This window comes from Yersinia massiliensis CCUG 53443 (assembly GCF_000312485.1).
Classification (GTDB): Bacteria; Pseudomonadota; Gammaproteobacteria; order Enterobacterales; family Enterobacteriaceae; genus Yersinia; species Yersinia massiliensis.
Window position 1 is genome coordinate 496,203 of record NZ_HE997645.1, and the last position, 18,036, is coordinate 514,238.

The following is an 18,036-nucleotide window of genomic DNA, read 5'->3' on the forward strand; positions in this document are numbered from 1 at the left end:
TAAAGTCGATGAAGTGAAATGAAACGAAAGACTGTCATGTTCGACTTGGCACTGATCCATTGAATAGGCACTACTAAGGACTGAGTTATGAGCGAAACCCTATCTGCCAGTACCTGTGGCACAACAACCTGGACTGAAAAAGAGATCCGTCAGCAACCTGCATGCTGGAACCTGTCGTTAAAAAACATCGAAAGCCAGCGTAGTGATATCGACACTTTTCTTGCGCCACTCCTACAAAAACCGGATCTACAGATTGTCCTGACCGGCGCGGGAACCTCAGCCTTTATCGGCGATATTATTGCGCCGTGGCTGTCACGCCATAGTGGCAAAAACTTTGTCGCGGTGCCGACAACAGACCTCGTGACCAATCCAGTCGACTATTTGTCTACCCATAGACCGACGTTGCTCGTCTCCTTTGCACGCTCCGGCAATAGTCCCGAAAGCGTCGCGGCGGTTAACTTAGCCGACCAACTCGTGAGCCAATGCCACCATCTGGTCATCACCTGTAATGAAGCAGGCAGTTTGTACCAAAGTGCCCTGAGAAGTGATAACTCACTTGCCCTGCTCATGCCAGCCGAAACCCATGACCGTGGTTTCGCCATGACCAGCAGTATCAGTACCATGATGGCTAGCTGCCTGAGCGTATTTGCCCCCGACATCATTAACAGCACGCGTTTCGGCGATGTGGCAACACGCTGCCAGCAGATAATCGCTTCACAGGATGACTTCCGTCAGTCTGCGTTTGGTGATCTGCCTTTCAAACGGATCGTTTACCTCGGCAGTGGTGGGTTACAGGGTGTGGCGCGTGAATCGGCGCTGAAAGTGCTCGAACTGACCGCCGGTAAACTGGCGGCGTTTTATGACTCTCCGACCGGTTTCCGCCACGGACCAAAATCATTGGTCAATGCGGAAACATTGGTTGTGGTCTTTGTCTCAAGCCACCCTTACACCCGCCAATATGACCTCGACTTGCTCGGCGAACTACGCCGCGACCAACAAGCGATGCGCGTGGTAGCCATTTCAGCCGAGCCGAGTCCTGAAATCACTGCTGGGCCGCACATCTTGCTCCCCGCCGCCCGAGAATTTATCGATGTCGAACAGGCCTTCTGCTTCCTGATGTACACCCAAATTTTCGCCCTCAACGAATCCATCAAAGCAGGCATCACCCCTGACACGCCTTCCGCCAGCGGCACAGTAAACCGTGTCGTGAAAGGTGTCGTTATTCACCCTTGGAAAGGCTGAGAGGATCACATCATGAGCATCATTTCGACTAAATATCTGTTGCAAGACGCGCAGGCTCGAGGTTACGCCGTTCCCGCTTTTAACATCCATAATGCGGAAACCATTCAGGCTATTCTTGAAGTCTGCAAAGAGATGCAGTCACCGGTTATCCTTGCGGGCACACCGGGTACCTTTAAACACATTGCCTTTGAAGAGATCTACGCACTGTGTAAAGCCTACTCTGAAAGCTATGGTATGCCGCTTGCGCTGCATCTTGATCACCATGAATCACTGGAAGATATCAGCCGCAAGGTCAATGCCGGTGTCCGTAGTGCGATGATTGATGGCAGCCATTTCCCCTTTGCCGAGAACGTGCGCTTAGTCAAAACCGTGGTTGATTTTTGCCATCGCCACGATTGCAGCGTGGAAGCAGAGTTAGGGCGTTTGGGGGGCGTGGAAGACGATATGGAAGTCGATGAAGAGAGTGCATTTCTCACCGATCCACAAGAAGCACGGCGCTTTGTCGAACTCACGGGGGTCGATAGCCTTGCTGTTGCTATCGGCACGGCCCACGGGTTATACACCAAACGCCCCAAAATTGATTTTAAGCGTTTGGCAGAAATCAACGAAGTGGTCGATATTCCGCTGGTTCTGCACGGTGCCAGCGATGTACCTGATGAGTATGTCAGACGTGCGATTGAGCTGGGGGTATGCAAAGTCAATGTCGCCACCGAGCTAAAAATCGCTTTCGCGGCGGCGGTCAAAAAATGGTTTGGTGATAACCCCGAAGGCAATGATCCTCGTTTTTACATGCGCGTCGGCATGGACGCCATGAAAGAAGTGGTACGCAGTAAAATCACCGTCTGTGGCTCGGCGAATAAATTAATCCCTGAAACTGAAACCTCGCTTTAAATGTTACACCCTGAAAAAGTTACCCGGCTCATCCGTCGGGTAACACCCTGAGTTTGCGTCACTATCTGCTACATCTAATAAAAATATTCATAGCTTTTCTGTACCTACAAATACAAGGACATCGTATGAAAATAATGATAAAGAGCTCACTGCTCTTGTTGCTGGTGAGCCATGGCGCCCTTGCCTCCGAATACCTGCTGAATAACGATAAGATCGCCCTCTCTTTTAACGATGCAAACTCCGCTGTCGTGATACAAGATAAGATTTCAAACCATAAACTTGCCCCGGTGGAACTGTTCTTTCTGACATTGCCTAACGAAGAGGTGATTCACGCCGCCGACTTCAAAATTAAGAATGTCAGTCAGAAAGGCGATGCCATTCATATCAATTACGAACATAAAGACTTTGATGTCGTCGTGGTGCTCAACGTATTAAAAGGGAAATACGCCAGTATCGACTACCAGATTCAAGCGAAGGGTCAGCCACGCGATGTGGCGAAAATAACCTTCTTCCCGACCAAAGGGCAATCCCAAGCCCCTTACGTAGATGGCGCCATCAATAGCTCACCGATCATTGCTGACAGCTTCTTTATTCTGCCGGAAAAACCGATCGTCAATACCTATGCCTATGAAACAACAACCAATTTAAATGTGCCGTTAAAAACGCCTATTACGACGGATGCACCTGTCACCTTCACTACCTATTTCGGCACCTTTGAAGAAAGCAATCAGTTGCGCCGTAGCTTTAACCAATTTATCAATGAGATGCGTGCGCGCCCCTATCATCCCTACCTTCACTACAATAGCTGGATGGATATAGGTTTCTTCACCACCTACACCGAGCAAGAAGTGCTCAACCGTATGGATACCTACGCTAACGAGCTGATTAAAAAACGTGGGGTAAAACTGGACGGTTTCTTACTGGATGACGGCTGGGATGACCGCACCGGCAAATGGCTGTTTGGCCCTGCATTTAGCCAAGGATTTGGGGTGGTAAAAGATAAGGCCGATAGCCTGCATACCTCGGTAGGCTTATGGCTATCACCTTGGGGCGGGTATAACAAACCACGCGATATCCGTGTCTCGCACGCGAAAGAAAATGGTTTCGAAACCGTTGATGGGAAATTCGCGCTGTCCGGCCCCAATTACTTCCGCAATTTCAATGAGCAGATCATCAAGCTCATCAAAAACGAACACATCACCTCCTTCAAACTAGACGGCATGGGTAACGCCAACTCGCATATTCCGGGCAGCCAGTTCGCTTCTGACTTCGACGCCTCTATCGAGTTGATTAAAAACATGCGAGAGGTCAATAAAGACCTGTTTATCAACCTGACCACGGGCACCGATGCCAGCCCGTCATGGCTGTTCTACGCGGATTCTATTTGGCGTCAGGGCGATGATATCAACCTGTTTGGCAAAGGTTCGCCCGCTCAGCAATGGATGACCTACCGTGATGCTGAAACCTACCGCTCGATTGTGCGTAAAGGCCCGCTATTCCCCATCAATTCACTGATGTATCACGGTATTGTCAGCGCAGAAAACGCCTATTTTGGACTGGAGAAAGTGCAAACTGACCGCGATTTTGCCGATCAGGTATGGAGTTACTTTGCCACAGGCACCCAGCTACAAGAGCTCTACATCACGCCTTCCCTGCTAAACAGTCATAAATGGGACACGCTGGCCAATGCCGCTAAATGGTCACGGGAAAATAGTGATGTGCTGGTGGATACCCATTGGATTGGTGGCAACCCAACCTCGCTGGAAGTGTATGGCTGGGCATCTTGGAACCCAAATAAAGCGATATTGGGTTTACGAAATCCGCTGGATAAAGAGCAAAGCTACTATTTAGACTTGACCAAAAGTTTCGAAATTCCGAGCGGCGAAACAACGAGCTTCACCCTCAAACCGGTGTACGGCGCGAATACCACCCTGCCTGTTGATTACAGTCAACCGGTGATTATCACGCTAAAACCATTGGAAACACTGGTCATCGAAGCAGCACCTGTTGCTCGCATAAAATAACCCCCTTTCTGGCCTGATAACGGTATTTATCAGGCCAGTCATCAGGTTCCCCACAGCTTCCCCTTTCACCGCTTCCTATTTCACAGCTTCCCCTTTAAAAAATAGATGCCCTATTTTTGGGTGTCATTTACCCGCCGTTATGGCAATATACGTTTTATATATGTTTTGTATAGGTATTGTCTGAGTATAGGTGCTATATGGGTATCGTAAAAATCTCCGATTTGATGCATGAGAACCTGCGTATCGCCAGCAACGCGATGAGCCGCTCCATTAATTCTCAGGCTGAGCACTGGCTCAAAATAGGGATGCTGGCAGAACTTTATCCCCAATTAACCCATCATGAACTTGCCAGAGCATTGGTTCAGGCAGAACTCCACGGCGGAGCTGACATTACCAGAATGATTCAAAATGACGCTCAGTTGAATAAAGAAGAGGAAGCACAATGACAGCCGTAAAAATCCACTCACAAGCTGAGATTGAAATGGCCCGCGCCGCTGGCCATGCTGCCGCTAAAGTGCTGGAAATCATCACGCCTTATGTTGTGGCGGGCGTCACCACCGATGAGATCGATCGGTTGTGTCATGAATACATCGTGAACGAGCTGAAGGTGATCCCCGCCAATATTGGCTATCACGGCTATGCGCACACCGTGTGTACCTCCGTCAATCATGTGGTTTGCCACGGGATCCCATCGGATAAAAAACTCAAAAAAGGCGATATCGTGAACATCGATGTGGCCATTATCAAAGACGGTTGGTACGGCGATACCAGCAGAATGTACTACGTTGGTGAGCCATCGGTCAGGGCTAAGCGCTTGGTGGATATCACCTATTTATCCATGGTCGAAGGCATCAAAGTGGTGCGGCCGGGTGCCACACTCGGCGATATCGGCGCAGCTATCCAACAGGTCGCGGAAGGCGCGGGTTTTTCGGTCGTGAGAGAATATTGCGGTCACGGTGTCGGCGAGGAATATCATACTGCCCCGCAAGTCCTGCATTACGGGATTGCAGGGACCGGCATGGTGCTCAAAGCGGGCATGATTTTCACTATCGAACCGATGATTAATGCGGGGAAAGCCGCCACCAGCGTACTGTCTGATGGCTGGACCGTTGTCACCAAAGACCGCTCGCTCTCTGCCCAATGGGAACATACCATTGCCGTGACCGACACCGGCTACGACCTACTGACCCCTTGGCCAGAAGGCACCGGAGAATACCCAGCAATTTAACGCGGGGCTATTTATAGCGGGGCCTATTTATTGCAGGGCTTAGTTATCACGATGATTAGTTATCGCGGTAATAGACCGCGATATGCTGGCCCTGCACTTTTTCGATACTGATGTTCAGATCGAAAATGTCCTCCAGAATATCAGGCTTCATAATCTCCGCTGGTGCTCCCCGATAGATCACTTCACCGTCTTTCATCGCAATAATATGGTCGGAATACGCTGAGGCAAAATTGATATCGTGGATCACCAAGATGATGGTTTTTTGCAATTCATCCGCCGCGCGCCGTAATTGCTTCATCATCGCTACGCAATGCTTCATGTCTAGGTTATTTAATGGCTCATCGAGCAGGATATATTTCGTATCCTGACACAGCACCATCGCAACATAGGCACGCTGCCGCTGCCCACCGGAAAGCTCATCAAGATAGCGATCCTTAAAGGGCGTCAGATTGAGGAACGCCATCGCAGCGTCAATATGCTGTCGGTCGTCTTCATTCAGCCGCCCTTTCGAATAAGGATAGCGGCCAAACCCCACCAAATCAGATACCGTCAGGCGGCTAGTAAAATGATTCTCTTGGCGTAACACCGATAAAATGGTCGCCAGCTTATCGCCAGATGTTTTGGCGACATCCAGATCATTAAACAAAACATGCCCGCTATCGGGCGTCAGCAACCGGCTCATGATCGACAATAACGTAGACTTACCGGCACCATTTGGCCCAATGATTGAGGTTATTCCCCCAGAGGGAATACGCTCATTAATACTGTTGAGCACCGATGTGTCTTGGTATTTTTTATTAATGCCATTAATTTCAATCACACTGGAGCCTTTCTGATTAAAAGATAAATAAATAGCGCGCCGCCAACAAACTCAATCACCACCGACAGTGTTCCCGACATATTTAACAGGCGGTCGAGAATTAACTGGCCCCCCACCAAGGTAATCGCCCCCAGCAAGAAAACGCCCGGTAGCAGATATTGATGTCGGAATGATCCCACCAGCGGATAAGCCAGATTGGCGATCAGTAAACCTAAAAAGGTCAGCGGCCCGACAAGGGCGGTTGAGATAGCCACCAATAATGAGACGAGCAGGAGGATAACGGTTATTTTTTTCTGATAGTCGACCCCCAGATTAACCGCGGTATTTCTCCCCAATGCAATCACATCAAGGCAATTACGCATGCGCCAAACGACAATCCCCACGATCACAATGATCCCCGTGGACAAAGCAATAATTTCTGGCGCGGCTCGGGTAAAGGTGGCAAATACCCGCCCCTGCAATATGGCAAATTCACTGGGTGACAGCAGGCGCTGCATCAGGCTGGATAAGCTGCGAAATAACGTGCCGCAAACCAAGCCAATGAGTAGCACTTTATGCAGATTGATGCCCACGCCCGTCAACAACCAACGGTAAAGAACGACCGAGAACAAGAGCAGTAATGCCGATTCGCAGAGGAACTTACCGGTCACCCCTAACACTCTGAAACCATTGGCATCGACAAAGAATATCAGCATCGTTTGGATGAGGATAAACAGCGCCTCAAGCCCCATGACAGACGGCGTTAAAATGCGATTATTGGTGACGGTTTGGAATAATACCGTCGCAATGCCCGCGGCAAACGCCACTAATAGCATGGTGGCTAAAATCAAGCCGCGATGAACCAGAATATACTGGATGTTCCCCTTCAGATTAATCGTCATGAAGATGGTGATAGCCACGAGGGCAATCATGCTCATTAACAAGAGTCTTTTTGCCGGTGAGCTTAGCAGCTTGTTATTCGCCTGAAGTGGGCTTTCTTTTACGGCATACTCACGAGCTTGCATGGCGCTTTGTCCTCACGATTAATAACAGGAAAACAAGTGCACCAATGGCCCCTAAAATAACGCTGGCAGGTATTTCAAATGGGTAGCTGATTAACCGGCCGATAATGTCACACAGAACAACCAATCCTCCGCCACACAATGCCACCCAAGGGATGGTCCGGCGTAAATTATCGCCCATCGCCATGCTGACAATATTGGGCACAATCAACCCCAAAAACGGCAATACACCAATGACCACCACCACCACACCACTGGTGATAGCAATAATAGACATCCCGATCAACATCACGCGTTGGTAATTCAAACCGACGTTGACTGAAAAATCTCGCCCCATCCCCGCCACGGTAAAGCGATCAGCAATCAGGCAGGAAATGAGCGTTAATGCCCCCACGATCCACAGCAACTCATAGCGGCCTTGCAGTACGCCAGAGAAATCACCGGACTCCCAGCTGCCGAGCGATTGTAAAAGCTCAAACTCCATCGCCAAGAAAGTCGTGACCGCGCTAAATACCGCGCCCAACATAATACCGGTTAGCGGCACCATCAGAGCGGACTTCATTCTCATGCGCGCCAACAGCAGCATAAACAGTGCCGTGCCCCCCATCGCAAAGACAGTGGCAACCAGCATCTTAACGATAACCGGTGCGGATGGGCTGAACACCATGACCAACAACAAGCCAAGGCTGGCCGATTGGGTGGTACCAGCAATCGAGGGTTCGACGAAACGGTTTTGCGTCAACATCTGCATAATCAGACCGGCGACACTCATCGCACTCCCTGCCAGCACCAATGCCAAGGTTCGCGGCACACGGCTCAGCAGGAAAATGTCGCGCATATCGGGATCAGACCAGACATCGGCGAAGGTGACGTGACCGGCACCGATAAACAAACTACAGATCATCAGGCCCAGTAAAATCACCAGGCCTGCGATAAAGCTAAGATTTTTCATCAGTGATCATTACTGCGCAGAGGCTTGTTTATCCAATACCGCACTGATTTTATCCATCAGCTGCGTATAGCTTTGTATACCACCGGCAATGTAAAGCGAGGCTGAATCAAGATAGACAATATGGTTATTTTGCCATGCTTTAGTTTTATTAATCAGCGCATTATCAAGCACTTGTTGAGCAGATTGCCCTTCAGTGCGGCCAATCGCATTGTCTCTATCCAGTACAAACAGCCAATCAGGATTCGCATTGAGAATGAACTCAGAGGTCACCACATTCCCATGGCTGCCGGTTTCTGCGAAGGTCGCAGCAGGTTTGAAACCTAGCTCGTCAAAGATAAAACCAAAACGGGAACCCGGGGTATAGGCTGAAATTTTGCCACCGCTGACCATCAGTACCATCGCTGTACCGGCATTCGCTGATTTTTGCTTGATGCTATCAATCTGATTGGTGAACTTGCTCAGCAACGCTTTTGCCTCGTCCTCTTTACCAAAGATGGACGCTAATTGTTCAGTGCGGTGACTCAGGCTTTGGGTAAAGTTTTTGGTATCGATATCCAATGCAATCGTCGGCGCGATAGCACTAAGCTTGTCGTAAGCATCTTGAGCACGGCCACCCGCGATAATCAGGTCAGGTTTCGCTTCGCTCAGAGCTTCGTAGTTAGGTTCAAAAAGCGTGCCGGCATTCAGGTATTCAGGCCCGCTGTATTTAGATAAAAAGGCAGGGAGATGCGTACTGGTCTGCGGCACACCGGCTACTTTAATGCCTAGAGCATCAGCGGTATCTAACACGGAAGGGTTCAAAATGATGACTTTCTGCGGGTTTTGCGGAACCAGCGTTGTCCCTTGCGCATGTTCAATACTGATTTTCGCTGTTGCATCAGGGGTTGCCGATGAATCATCACAACCGGTCATGGCAACCGTTGCAGCCAATAAAGATGAAAATAGAGCCAGACGTAATCGCATTTTCTCTCCTGAAAAATAGGGATTTAAATATCCTTGAGTGCTAACGCTAATGATTTGCATTACTAATGTCGGAATAATACCTATCTCTGCCAGTGATGAACAGGTTAAAAAACCACTTTAATCTGAGTTCCACACCTCTCATGCAAGTACCATCCAGTTTCATGGCAGTTTTGTGAACATTATCTAAAGATTTAATAATTAGATTGACCTATCTACGCGGGTAGATACACTAAAAGAGAAGGGTAATATTAATGTTTGCTAATGTTTTCTTCATATTCATTTAGCTGACTGACATTAAAGCTGAGTGTAAAACCAACAAGCAGACATTAATGCGTGAACATGATGCTTCAACACCAGGGGAACCTTTTTAATGACTTCACTCAATAGCTCGGTAGCAGACAATGCTCCATCAGAGAGCATGGCTGCAGAAGAGCGTTTGGCGACGCCCGAAGGTCGTAAAGACTTTTGGCGCGCAACCTTTTCATGTTGGCTGGGTACCGCCATGGAGTATGCAGACTTTGCACTCTATGGCTTAGCGGCCGGCATCATATTTGGTGACGTCTTCTTCCCTGAAGCAACACCTGCGATCGCTTTGTTATCTAGCTTTGCGACCTATTCTGTCGGCTTTATTGCTCGCCCCATTGGCGCACTATTGTTCGGCAGATTAGGTGACCGCAAGGGCCGAAAAGTGGTGATGATTACCACCATCACCTTGATGGGCGCCTCCACCACGCTCATCGGCTTAATTCCAAGTTACGCATCGATTGGCTTGTGGGCACCCGCCAGTTTGGCCTTTTTACGCTTTATGCAAGGGCTGGGGGCTGGCGCTGAACTGTCCGGCGGTGCTGTGATGTTAGGCGAATATGCGCCAGCAAAAAGGCGCGGTCTGGTTTCATCCATCATTGCGTTGGGATCGAACAGCGGCACACTGCTGGCGGCCTTGGTTTGGTTGTTAGTATTGCAGATGGACAAACAGAGCTTGCTTGATTGGGGCTGGCGTATTCCATTCCTCTCCAGCATCTTGATTGCCGGTGCCGCATTATTTATTCGCCGCCATATGCGTGAAACGCCGGTGTTTGAGCGCCAAAAATTAGTGCTGGAACAACAGCGCCAAGAAGCATTGGCGTTGGGACGTGAACACGTGGCAGAACAGGATAATCGCACTTTCTGGCAACGTAGCAAATCGTTCTGGATCATGGTTGGCTTGCGTATCGGCGAGAACGGCCCTTCTTATCTGGCTCAGGGCTTTATGATCGGTTATGTCGCCAAAGTGCTGATGGTGGATAAGTCCGTGCCGACCATGGCCGTGTTTATCGCTTCCTGCCTCGGCTTCTTGATTATTCCTCTGGCAGGTTACCTGTCGGATCGCTTTGGTCGCCGAATCACTTATCGCTGGTTCTGCCTGCTATTGATGCTCTATGCCTTCCCTGCATTTATGCTGCTGGAAACCCGCGAGCCGATTATCGTGATAGGGACTATCATTATTGGTATGGGTTTGGCCTCGCTCGGCATCTTCGGCGTGCAAGCCGCATGGGGCGTTGAGATGTTTGGTGTGACTAACCGCTACACCAAAATGGCCGTCGCGAAAGAAGTGGGATCGATTCTGTCCGGTGGTACTGCGCCGATGATAGCCGCAGCGATGCTGACGCTCACCGGCCACTGGTGGCCAATTGCACTTTATTTTGCCGTGATGGCAGGGATTGGCTTTGTGACCACCTTCTTTGCGCCTGAAACGCGTGGGCGAGACCTTAATTTGCCGGAAGATGCTATTTAAGCGCTGTTTCGGTGAGTCAAAAGTGTGAGCCTCAATGAGGTTGATGGCAAACCTCACCGAATCTATCTTGCAAGGTGAGGATAGACAGAAGAGTAAAGCGTCCGCGCCAAGGATGGCACGTATAGCGATTTAACCACATGTTATTTATGGTAAAGTAGTTTCTCCCTCCATTTAATTGGGGATTTTCATTTGGATAACTCTATCAGGGATGTTTGGCCGCTGTTTTCAGATTAAGTAGGTAATTTTGTTCAACCCTCAATCTCCTCGTGTAACACGTTCTGATGTGGCCCGAGAAGCTGGCACCTCGGTGGCGGTGGTGAGTTACGTCATCAATAACGGTCCGCGCCCAGTGGCTGAAGCCACTAAGCAAAGGGTGCTGGATGCCATCAAGAAAACCGGTTATCGCCCCAATGGTATTGCTCGGGCTTTGGCCTCCGGTACCACAAGAACTTATGGTTTGGTGGTCCCCAACATTTCCAACCCCTTTATTTCCTCCATGGCGCATGCATTGCAACGTGAAGCCTTTACCACGGGGCAAGTGCTGTTACTGGGTGATGCGGGTGATTCTCGTCAACGTGAATTCGAACTTATCAATAATCTGTTGCATCGTCAGGTCGATGGTTTGCTGTATACCAGTGTCGATCGCCATCCGTATATCGAGTTAATTCAGGCCTCCGGCACACCCTTTGTGATGCTTGATAGCGTCGATCCGTCGCAGCAAGTTTGCGCCATTCGGGTCGATGAACGAGGCGCAGCGTTCCAAGCGACCCAACATCTGATTGATCATGGGCACCGTGATATCGCCATTATTTGTGGCCCACTGGATATGCTGAATACTCAAGATAGGGTGAATGGTTGGCGCGATGCCTTGCTGCAAGCAGGGTTAACCGTGCGTGATGAGTGGATTTTCTCGACCCCCTATACCCGCCCTGGCGGTTATCAGGCCGCACAACAGATGCTAAAAGGGCGATTACCGCAGGCCGTTTTTGCCACTAATGAGCTACAAGCGTTTGGTTGCCTGCGGGCGATGGCAGAGCACCATCTGACCGCACCCAAAGATCTGGCGCTTATCTGCTTTAACGGCACGATAGAATCAGAATTTAACGTGCCTTCATTGACGACGGTACGTCAACCGGTGGATGTGATGGCGAAAACCGCCATTGAAATGCTGAAAAACTGGACCGGTGAACCGACAATTTGCGAATTCAATTTTTCGCTACAAATCGGTGAATCGTGCGGTTGTTCCAGCAGTAAAAAAAGTTAATGACCTACATAAAAAGATAAAAAAATGCGTTTAATTATTGATTGTGACCCAGGAAATGGCGTACCCGGCGCCAATGTCGATGACGGTTTAGCCCTCGCGCTAGCCATTGTATCCGCGGAAATAGACTTAGAATTGATCACCATCGTGGCGGGGAATACCCCCAGTGAAGTGGGATATTCTGTTGCTCATGATTTGGTGAAACGTTTGGGATTGAATATCCCCATCATACGAGGTGCCTCTCAGGCGCTGGTGGAACCTGCTGCCCCTTGGCGTGACAAGCTGGACAATGGCGTCACTAAAAATGGATTAACGGCGCTTTGGCAGCAAACTACGCGCCCACCGGCCATTGAGCCAAATGCCCCCTTGGCCGCCCATGCTATCGGCGAATTGATCTGCAATAACCCCGGCGAGATAACATTGGTGGCGATAGGACCACTGACCAATATCGCCCACGCGATGCAGCTTTATCCGCAAATGGCTGCCTCTGTCGCGGAAATTGCTATCATGGGCGGCGTATTTCATGTTGATGGCTACCTGAAAGACACTAACTTTGGCCTCGATCCTGAAGCGGCCCATGTGGTGCTGACCAGTGGTGCCAACATCACGCTCGCTCCGTTGGATGTCACCACTCAGACCCAACTGCTGCATCAGGATTTAGATAAGATCGCGCAAATTGACTCACCGCTGAGCCGTTATCTGGTGGAGACCATCCGCCCTTGGATCAGCTATTCGATGCAAACACGGCAGCTCCCAGGTTGTTGGGTGCATGATGCACTGGTGGTCGCTTGGCTACTCGATAAAAGCATCGCCACCACCACCCGTGACTACCTTGATGTGGCACTGGAAGGCGCATTAACACGTGGTATGACATTGCGCTTTAGCCCTGAAAATCTGCGGTTAGATGTGGGCGTGCCGCTCCCTCGGGGCAAACCGGCTACAATACTGCAAACGGTGGATAATCAAAAACTGTTGGATATCTTGTACCAACGCCTAAGTCATTATCCTTAGTCTGGTTGAACGCCTGTTAGGCAGGTGTCAACTATCATCTCTATCCCCTTGGGGCTTTCCTATACTAGGGCTGCCCCGCTTAAATAGGACCTAACCTAAATTTTGTATGGCCCAAGTGCCTTACCCTAACTGAGATTAATTATGCTGACTCTGCTTCACCTACTCTCTTCTGTTGCGCTGCTGGTCTGGGGGACACACATTGTCCGAACCGGCATCATGCGGGTTTATGGCGCGGATCTGCGCCGAGTTCTGAGTGCCAGCATTCAGAAGAAACCCACGGCGTTTATTGCGGGAATTGGTGTCACGGCATTGGTGCAAAGCAGTAATGCCACAGCGTTGCTGGTGATCTCTTTTGTCTCGCAGGGGCTGATTTCACTGACGCCAGCACTGGTGATCATGTTAGGCGCGGACGTCGGCACCGCACTGATGGCGCGGGTGCTAACCTTTGATCTCTCTTGGCTATCACCCTTGCTGATTTTAATCGGGGTGATTATCTTCCTCGGGCAGCGAAAAACCCGTGTGGGCCAGATGGGCCGCGTGGGGATTGGCCTTGGGTTGATTATTCTGGCGCTGCAATTGATTGTCACCGCCGCAGGGCCGATTACCCAAGCTACCGCCGTACAGGCTATTTTCTCCTCCCTGACCGGTGATGCCATTTTGGCGTTATTGATTGGTGCACTGTTCGCCATGATCAGTTACTCCAGTCTCGCCGCTGTGCTACTGACCGCCACGTTGGCCGCCACCGGCTTAGTGCCACTGAATATCGCCCTGAGCATCGTGATTGGCTCGAATCTGGGCAGTGGTTTACTGGCGCTGATCAGCAGCCGTGGGCAAAATGCCATTTCGCGGCAAGTGGTGTTAGGGAGTTTATTATTTAAAGTCATCGGCTGCATTTTGGTGCTGCCTTGGGTAAATACACTCGCGCAACGACTGATCGGCTTTAACCTTCCGGCTGCCGAGGTGGTCATATACTTCCACGTATTCTATAACCTGCTGCGCTGCTTGCTGATGCTGCCGCTAGTGGAGGTCATGGCGCGTATCTGTAGTCGGTTAGTCACCGATGCGCCCAATACCACCCAGCCAACTGCGCCCCGCTATCTGGATATTACCGCCATCGATACGCCATCACTGGCACTCGCGAATGCGGTGCGGGAAACCCTGCGTATGGGGGATGTGCTGGAGCAAATGCTGTTTCGCTTTAAAGAGGTGCTCGAGGGCAACAAGCAGCAAAAGCATGAAGTCAGCTTGCTGGAAGATGAAGTGGACATGTTGTATAGCGCCATTAAGTTATATTTGGCGCAAATTCAGCAAGATGAATTGGGCGAGATTGATTCACGCCGCTGGGCTGAAATCATTGATACCACCATCAATCTCCAACAAGCGGGCGAGATTATTAGCCGTATGACCGCTGATGTGGCGGCTAAATCACTCAATGCGCGCAAACCATTTTCTTCTGAAGGGTTTGAGGAGCTCAATACTCTGCATGCCCGCTTGGTCACTAACTTGGATTTAGGCATGTCGGTGTTTTTATCGCGAGATATCAATAACGCCAAGCGCCTACGTCGCGCCAAGCATCGCTTCCGCTTGCTGAACCGCCGCTACTCCCATGCTCACGTTGATCGCCTACATCAACAAAACGTGCTGAGCATCGAAACCAGCAGTCTGCATATGGGGCTATTAGGGGACATGAAACGCTTGAACTCACTGTTCTGTTCCACCGCCTACCATGTGTTGGAAGTGCAGGAAGAGTCACTGGATTAACACGCGTCCTCACCATAAAAAACGGCACATACCGAATGATATGTGCCGTTATTGGATTAACCCCGACTGAACTCAGTTAGAAGTTATATTTGACGCCTAAGGTGATACTGCTGTCGCTGTAGCCTTTGTTACCCACTTGCTGGCCAACATTCCCCCACAGATTCAGCTTGTTATTGATTTGGCCTTCAACCCCGACTTTCAGTTCAGCCACATTGCCTGCACCCGCTTGTTTCACGGTCATGCCATCCAGTGTGGTGCCGAAATCCTTGGTGTTATGGATCCAATTGGCTTCAACATACGGCTTAAAGGTCGGTGTGCTACCTTTATCCTCTTTCGGTATTGGGCTGATAAATGCCTTCACACCCAAGCGCGTTTGGATATTGTTATTCCCCTCACCCGTCACCACGGTACCGTTCGTTTCAGTATGAGAATCCGCTTTTACCCCCATCCAGACCATTTGGGCTTTTGGCTGAATGAAGTAATTTTGGTGCTCACTTTGGCCAACCTGGAAGGTATAACCACTTTCAACCGAGGCACTGAAGCCTTTTGAATCATACTTCTCAGTCGTTAAGCCCTCACCACTGACTTCATTATTAAACCAGCTATATTGCAGCCAAGAATCGACGTAAACACCGGTCTCTTCCCGCCCTTGCTCGAACCAAGTTCCATAGACACCGAGGCTGTAACCATTGGCCGAACCGGTAGAGCGATAACCTGTTCCTTGTGCCACCGAAGAGCTGCTGCTGTTGGCATAACCGGCCATCACCCCAACACGCCAGAGATCCTGCGTATTACGGCTCCATTGCGCCACATCACCGCCCAACTGCATGACATAACGGTTATCCTGCGTTTTCAGCTCACCACTGTCATCACGAGAGCGGTTATGGCTGCCTTCATTGCGTAGCCACAGGCTGGTGCTTTTCTCTTCACCGGTAAAGATATCGGTATAAAGCGTCTCACCGGCGCGATCCGCCAGACTGCTGACAAACATCGTATTCGCTGCGGCGAGGTTCGCGGTATAACTTGCCGGTTCAGGGCGACGATCATCAGCTTGAGTGCGCAAATACCAGTCACCATCCGCCGGTGAACTCACACTGCCCTGATACAGGAAGTACTCATATGCACCGGCAACGGCACGGCCATTAAGGGTAAATTGCCCCGTAGAATCGCCACCGACATCAATGATTTTGATACCTTCAGAGGTTCGTGCGCCGTTCCCGCCAATATTGTTCACCGTGACAAAACTTTGCCCAGCAGTATTACCGGTAATGACCAATCTGTCGGTAATAGAAGCGTCACCAGCCAAAATGGTGTTAAAGACCACCGTGCCATTGTCACCGGTATAATTACCGTCAATGGTGAACGTCCCGAAATCACCGCCTGTTAATGCATTTGGCATAATCAGATTGCCGCGGTTCTCGACGTTCCCGGTCACTTGACCATAGCCACCTAATGAACCCGTGGACGTGATCAGGACATCACTAACCAGATTAGCGACATTCGACGCCAATGTGACCGCCAGTGAACGCGCTAATGGTGACTCATTCACTGACAAGGTTGAGATGGCTGTTGAACTGCCCAGTTGTAATAAGCCGTCCTCAATCGTCGTCAAGCTGGCGCTGACCGTACCATTGTCGATTTTGACTGTACCGCTGCCACGTTTAACCAAGGTGCCGCTGCCGCTGATACTGTTGGTTAAATCCCAAACGGATGCCGTATCCAAAATCAACTCACCGCTGTTGGCGATACTGCTTCCGCCCAGATTTTCTGCATTGTAGGCCGTCAACGCCGTACCCGCATCCGTAGTGAATAGGCCCGTGTAGCCGCTATTATCGGCGGCCAACTGGACATTGGCACTGTTAGTGAGTTGCACGTTGCCGCTACCGGCCAACGAGTTCAGCAACATCCCACTGGTATTATCCAGATTCAGCAGACCATTATTGGTTATGGCCCCCGAGCCTAGCCCTTGGACCTGATACAGATGAGCTGTCGCGCCACTGGCAATATCAGTACTACCGGTAAAGCCGCTATTCCCTTGCGTAATGGCCAGTGTGCCGCCCATTAGACTCAACTCACCACTGCCGCTCAAAGCACCATCAACCTGTCCACCGTTAGTGACGGTTAAATTGCCGCTATTGAAATTCAGTGTACTGCCCGTTTCGGTGGTTAACTGGCCGACGGTTTGTTGAACGCCATTGAGATCCACCGTCGTTGCCGTGCTCATCGCCAGTAGAGACGTTTGTCCCAGCGCTGAATTGGCATCTAGGCGTAAATTGCCTGAACGTACCCATGTCGCGCCGGTATAACTGTTGGTCGAGTTAGAGAGCGATGCCGTGCTACCGTCATTGGCTGAAACGAAAGCCAGATCGCCGCTGCCGGTTATTTGGGAAGAGATATCATTTGACTGCGTACCATTATTGGCCAAGGTTGCCGTCAATATCAGCGCATCATTGCCTGTACTCAGCAGTTCTAATGCGGTCAGGCCATAATTGACATACAGTCCATCAAAGTTTTTCCCCGTGGTCAGGCCGTAATTGAACGAGCCAAGTGCCGCAGGTGATAACGCCCCTGGGTTTGAAACCGACTGATAGACGGTGGTGCTTAACGGATCACCCAATGCATTGGATAACGTCAATTCCCTCCCGGTACCGGTTGCTGCGCCCGTTGCCAGACTGACAATAATCTCGCCGTCATCCAGCTCCATGACCGTCCAACCGGTCAGATCTGGTGTCACATTGGTCGGTAAATTAACGCGGATTTCCCCGCCAGCGGTCGTGTCGATACCACTTGTCGCTAGGGTTCCCTCAGAAGTAATAACCCCTGCATTATCCACCAGATGATTAAATAGCAGCGTGCCACCATGGGTGACTAAGCGACCGATATTCTGTACCCCGTCCGCCACTGAGGACAGACTGCCGCTTGATAATGTCAGCGTAGCGTTCGTCAACGCCGTTGTATTTAAGCCATCGATATTGAAGGTGGTATTCGTCAGGTTAACGATACCGCTGAACGCACCGCCCACCGCAGCACCGAAGTCAAATGCCGTGCTGGCATCGTTCTTCGCCACATTCAATGTGCCGTTGCCGGTCAGGGTCTGGTTAAACAGCG

Annotated in this window: 14 protein-coding genes; 9 read left to right on the forward strand and 5 right to left on the reverse strand. The window is 50.4% G+C overall.

Features of this window, described 5'->3' with window-relative positions:
• Window positions 1-87: 87 nt before the first annotated feature.
• The 5 genes from BN68_RS14720 to map all read left to right on the forward strand — a co-directional run bounded on the left by BN68_RS14720 (window position 88) and on the right by map (window position 5,385).
• The gene (locus tag BN68_RS14720; RefSeq protein WP_019211930.1) at window positions 88-1,242 is read left to right on the forward strand and encodes an SIS domain-containing protein; all 1,155 of its coding nucleotides are present in this window, start codon (window positions 88-90) and stop codon (window positions 1,240-1,242) included.
• 12 nt (window positions 1,243-1,254) lie between these two features.
• A complete protein-coding gene (gene kbaY / locus BN68_RS14725) occupies window positions 1,255-2,133 on the forward strand; it encodes a tagatose-bisphosphate aldolase subunit KbaY (protein ID WP_019211931.1) in 879 nt (292 codons plus the stop codon).
• 125 nt (window positions 2,134-2,258) lie between these two features.
• Entirely contained in the window at window positions 2,259-4,157 is a 1,899-nt protein-coding gene (locus tag BN68_RS14730; protein WP_019211932.1) for an alpha-amylase family protein, read from the forward strand.
• Between the two features lie 197 nt (window positions 4,158-4,354).
• On the forward strand, window positions 4,355-4,603 hold the full coding sequence (locus tag BN68_RS14735; protein ID WP_019211933.1) for a ParD-like family protein: 249 nt from the start codon (window positions 4,355-4,357) through the stop codon (window positions 4,601-4,603).
• Window positions 4,600-5,385 (forward strand): type I methionyl aminopeptidase, encoded by a 786-nt coding sequence (gene map, locus BN68_RS14740; RefSeq protein WP_019211934.1) that lies wholly within the window; start codon window positions 4,600-4,602, stop codon window positions 5,383-5,385. Before BN68_RS14735 ends, map begins: the two co-directional genes overlap by 4 nt.
• Window positions 5,386-5,440: 55 nt before the next feature.
• On the opposite strand, the gene BN68_RS14745 is transcribed toward map, so the two are convergent.
• The 4 genes from BN68_RS14745 to BN68_RS14760 are packed head-to-tail and all read right to left on the reverse strand — an operon-like array spanning window position 5,441 to window position 9,121.
• Window positions 5,441-6,205, reverse strand: coding sequence for an iron ABC transporter ATP-binding protein (locus BN68_RS14745; protein WP_019211935.1), 765 nt, complete (start codon window positions 6,203-6,205; stop codon window positions 5,441-5,443).
• Window positions 6,202-7,209: an iron chelate uptake ABC transporter family permease subunit gene (locus BN68_RS14750; RefSeq protein WP_019211936.1), complete on the reverse strand. Its 1,008-nt coding sequence runs from the start codon at window positions 7,207-7,209 to the stop codon at window positions 6,202-6,204. Before BN68_RS14750 ends, BN68_RS14745 begins: the two co-directional genes overlap by 4 nt.
• Window positions 7,196-8,158 carry an ABC transporter permease gene (locus BN68_RS14755; protein ID WP_019211937.1) on the reverse strand — a complete coding sequence of 321 codons (963 nt, stop codon included), beginning with the start codon at window positions 8,156-8,158 and terminating at the stop codon, window positions 7,196-7,198. The genes BN68_RS14750 and BN68_RS14755 overlap by 14 nt, the downstream gene beginning before the upstream one ends.
• A 9-nt stretch (window positions 8,159-8,167) precedes the next feature.
• On the reverse strand, window positions 8,168-9,121 hold the full coding sequence (locus BN68_RS14760; protein ID WP_019211938.1) for a siderophore ABC transporter substrate-binding protein: 954 nt from the start codon (window positions 9,119-9,121) through the stop codon (window positions 8,168-8,170).
• A gap of 370 nt (window positions 9,122-9,491) precedes the next feature.
• On the opposite strand from BN68_RS14760, the gene BN68_RS14765 reads away from it, so the two are divergent.
• From BN68_RS14765 to BN68_RS14780, 4 genes are all read left to right on the forward strand, one after another.
• Window positions 9,492-10,895 (forward strand): MFS transporter, encoded by a 1,404-nt coding sequence (locus BN68_RS14765; RefSeq protein ID WP_019211939.1) that lies wholly within the window; start codon window positions 9,492-9,494, stop codon window positions 10,893-10,895.
• 283 nt (window positions 10,896-11,178) lie between these two features.
• Entirely contained in the window at window positions 11,179-12,159 is a 981-nt protein-coding gene (locus BN68_RS14770; protein ID WP_071822452.1) for a LacI family DNA-binding transcriptional regulator, read from the forward strand.
• Between the two features lie 24 nt (window positions 12,160-12,183).
• The gene (locus BN68_RS14775) at window positions 12,184-13,167 is read left to right on the forward strand and encodes a nucleoside hydrolase (RefSeq protein ID WP_019211941.1); all 984 of its coding nucleotides are present in this window, start codon (window positions 12,184-12,186) and stop codon (window positions 13,165-13,167) included.
• A gap of 141 nt (window positions 13,168-13,308) precedes the next feature.
• Entirely contained in the window at window positions 13,309-14,928 is a 1,620-nt protein-coding gene (locus BN68_RS14780; protein ID WP_019211942.1) for a Na/Pi cotransporter family protein, read from the forward strand.
• A gap of 76 nt (window positions 14,929-15,004) precedes the next feature.
• On the opposite strand, the gene BN68_RS14785 is transcribed toward BN68_RS14780, so the two are convergent.
• Window positions 15,005-18,036 (reverse strand): autotransporter outer membrane beta-barrel domain-containing protein (locus tag BN68_RS14785; protein ID WP_019211943.1); only part of this gene is annotated, 3,032 nt, incomplete at its 5' end.

Bases quoted from the DNA above. Each gene is read 5' to 3' on its own strand.
- BN68_RS14720 (WP_019211930.1), top strand. From the start codon at position 88: ATGAGCGAAACCCTATCTGCCAGTACCTGTGGCACAACAACCTGGACT.
- kbaY (WP_019211931.1), top strand. From the start codon at position 1,255: ATGAGCATCATTTCGACTAAATATCTGTTGCAAGACGCGCAGGCTCGA.
- BN68_RS14730 (WP_019211932.1), top strand. From the start codon at position 2,259: ATGAAAATAATGATAAAGAGCTCACTGCTCTTGTTGCTGGTGAGCCAT.
- BN68_RS14735 (WP_019211933.1), top strand. From the start codon at position 4,355: ATGGGTATCGTAAAAATCTCCGATTTGATGCATGAGAACCTGCGTATC.
- map (WP_019211934.1), top strand. From the start codon at position 4,600: ATGACAGCCGTAAAAATCCACTCACAAGCTGAGATTGAAATGGCCCGC.
- BN68_RS14750 (WP_019211936.1), bottom strand. From the start codon at position 7,209: ATGCAAGCTCGTGAGTATGCCGTAAAAGAAAGCCCACTTCAGGCGAAT.
- BN68_RS14755 (WP_019211937.1), bottom strand. From the start codon at position 8,158: ATGAAAAATCTTAGCTTTATCGCAGGCCTGGTGATTTTACTGGGCCTG.
- BN68_RS14760 (WP_019211938.1), bottom strand. From the start codon at position 9,121: ATGCGATTACGTCTGGCTCTATTTTCATCTTTATTGGCTGCAACGGTT.
- BN68_RS14765 (WP_019211939.1), top strand. From the start codon at position 9,492: ATGACTTCACTCAATAGCTCGGTAGCAGACAATGCTCCATCAGAGAGC.
- BN68_RS14775 (WP_019211941.1), top strand. From the start codon at position 12,184: ATGCGTTTAATTATTGATTGTGACCCAGGAAATGGCGTACCCGGCGCC.
- BN68_RS14780 (WP_019211942.1), top strand. From the start codon at position 13,309: ATGCTGACTCTGCTTCACCTACTCTCTTCTGTTGCGCTGCTGGTCTGG.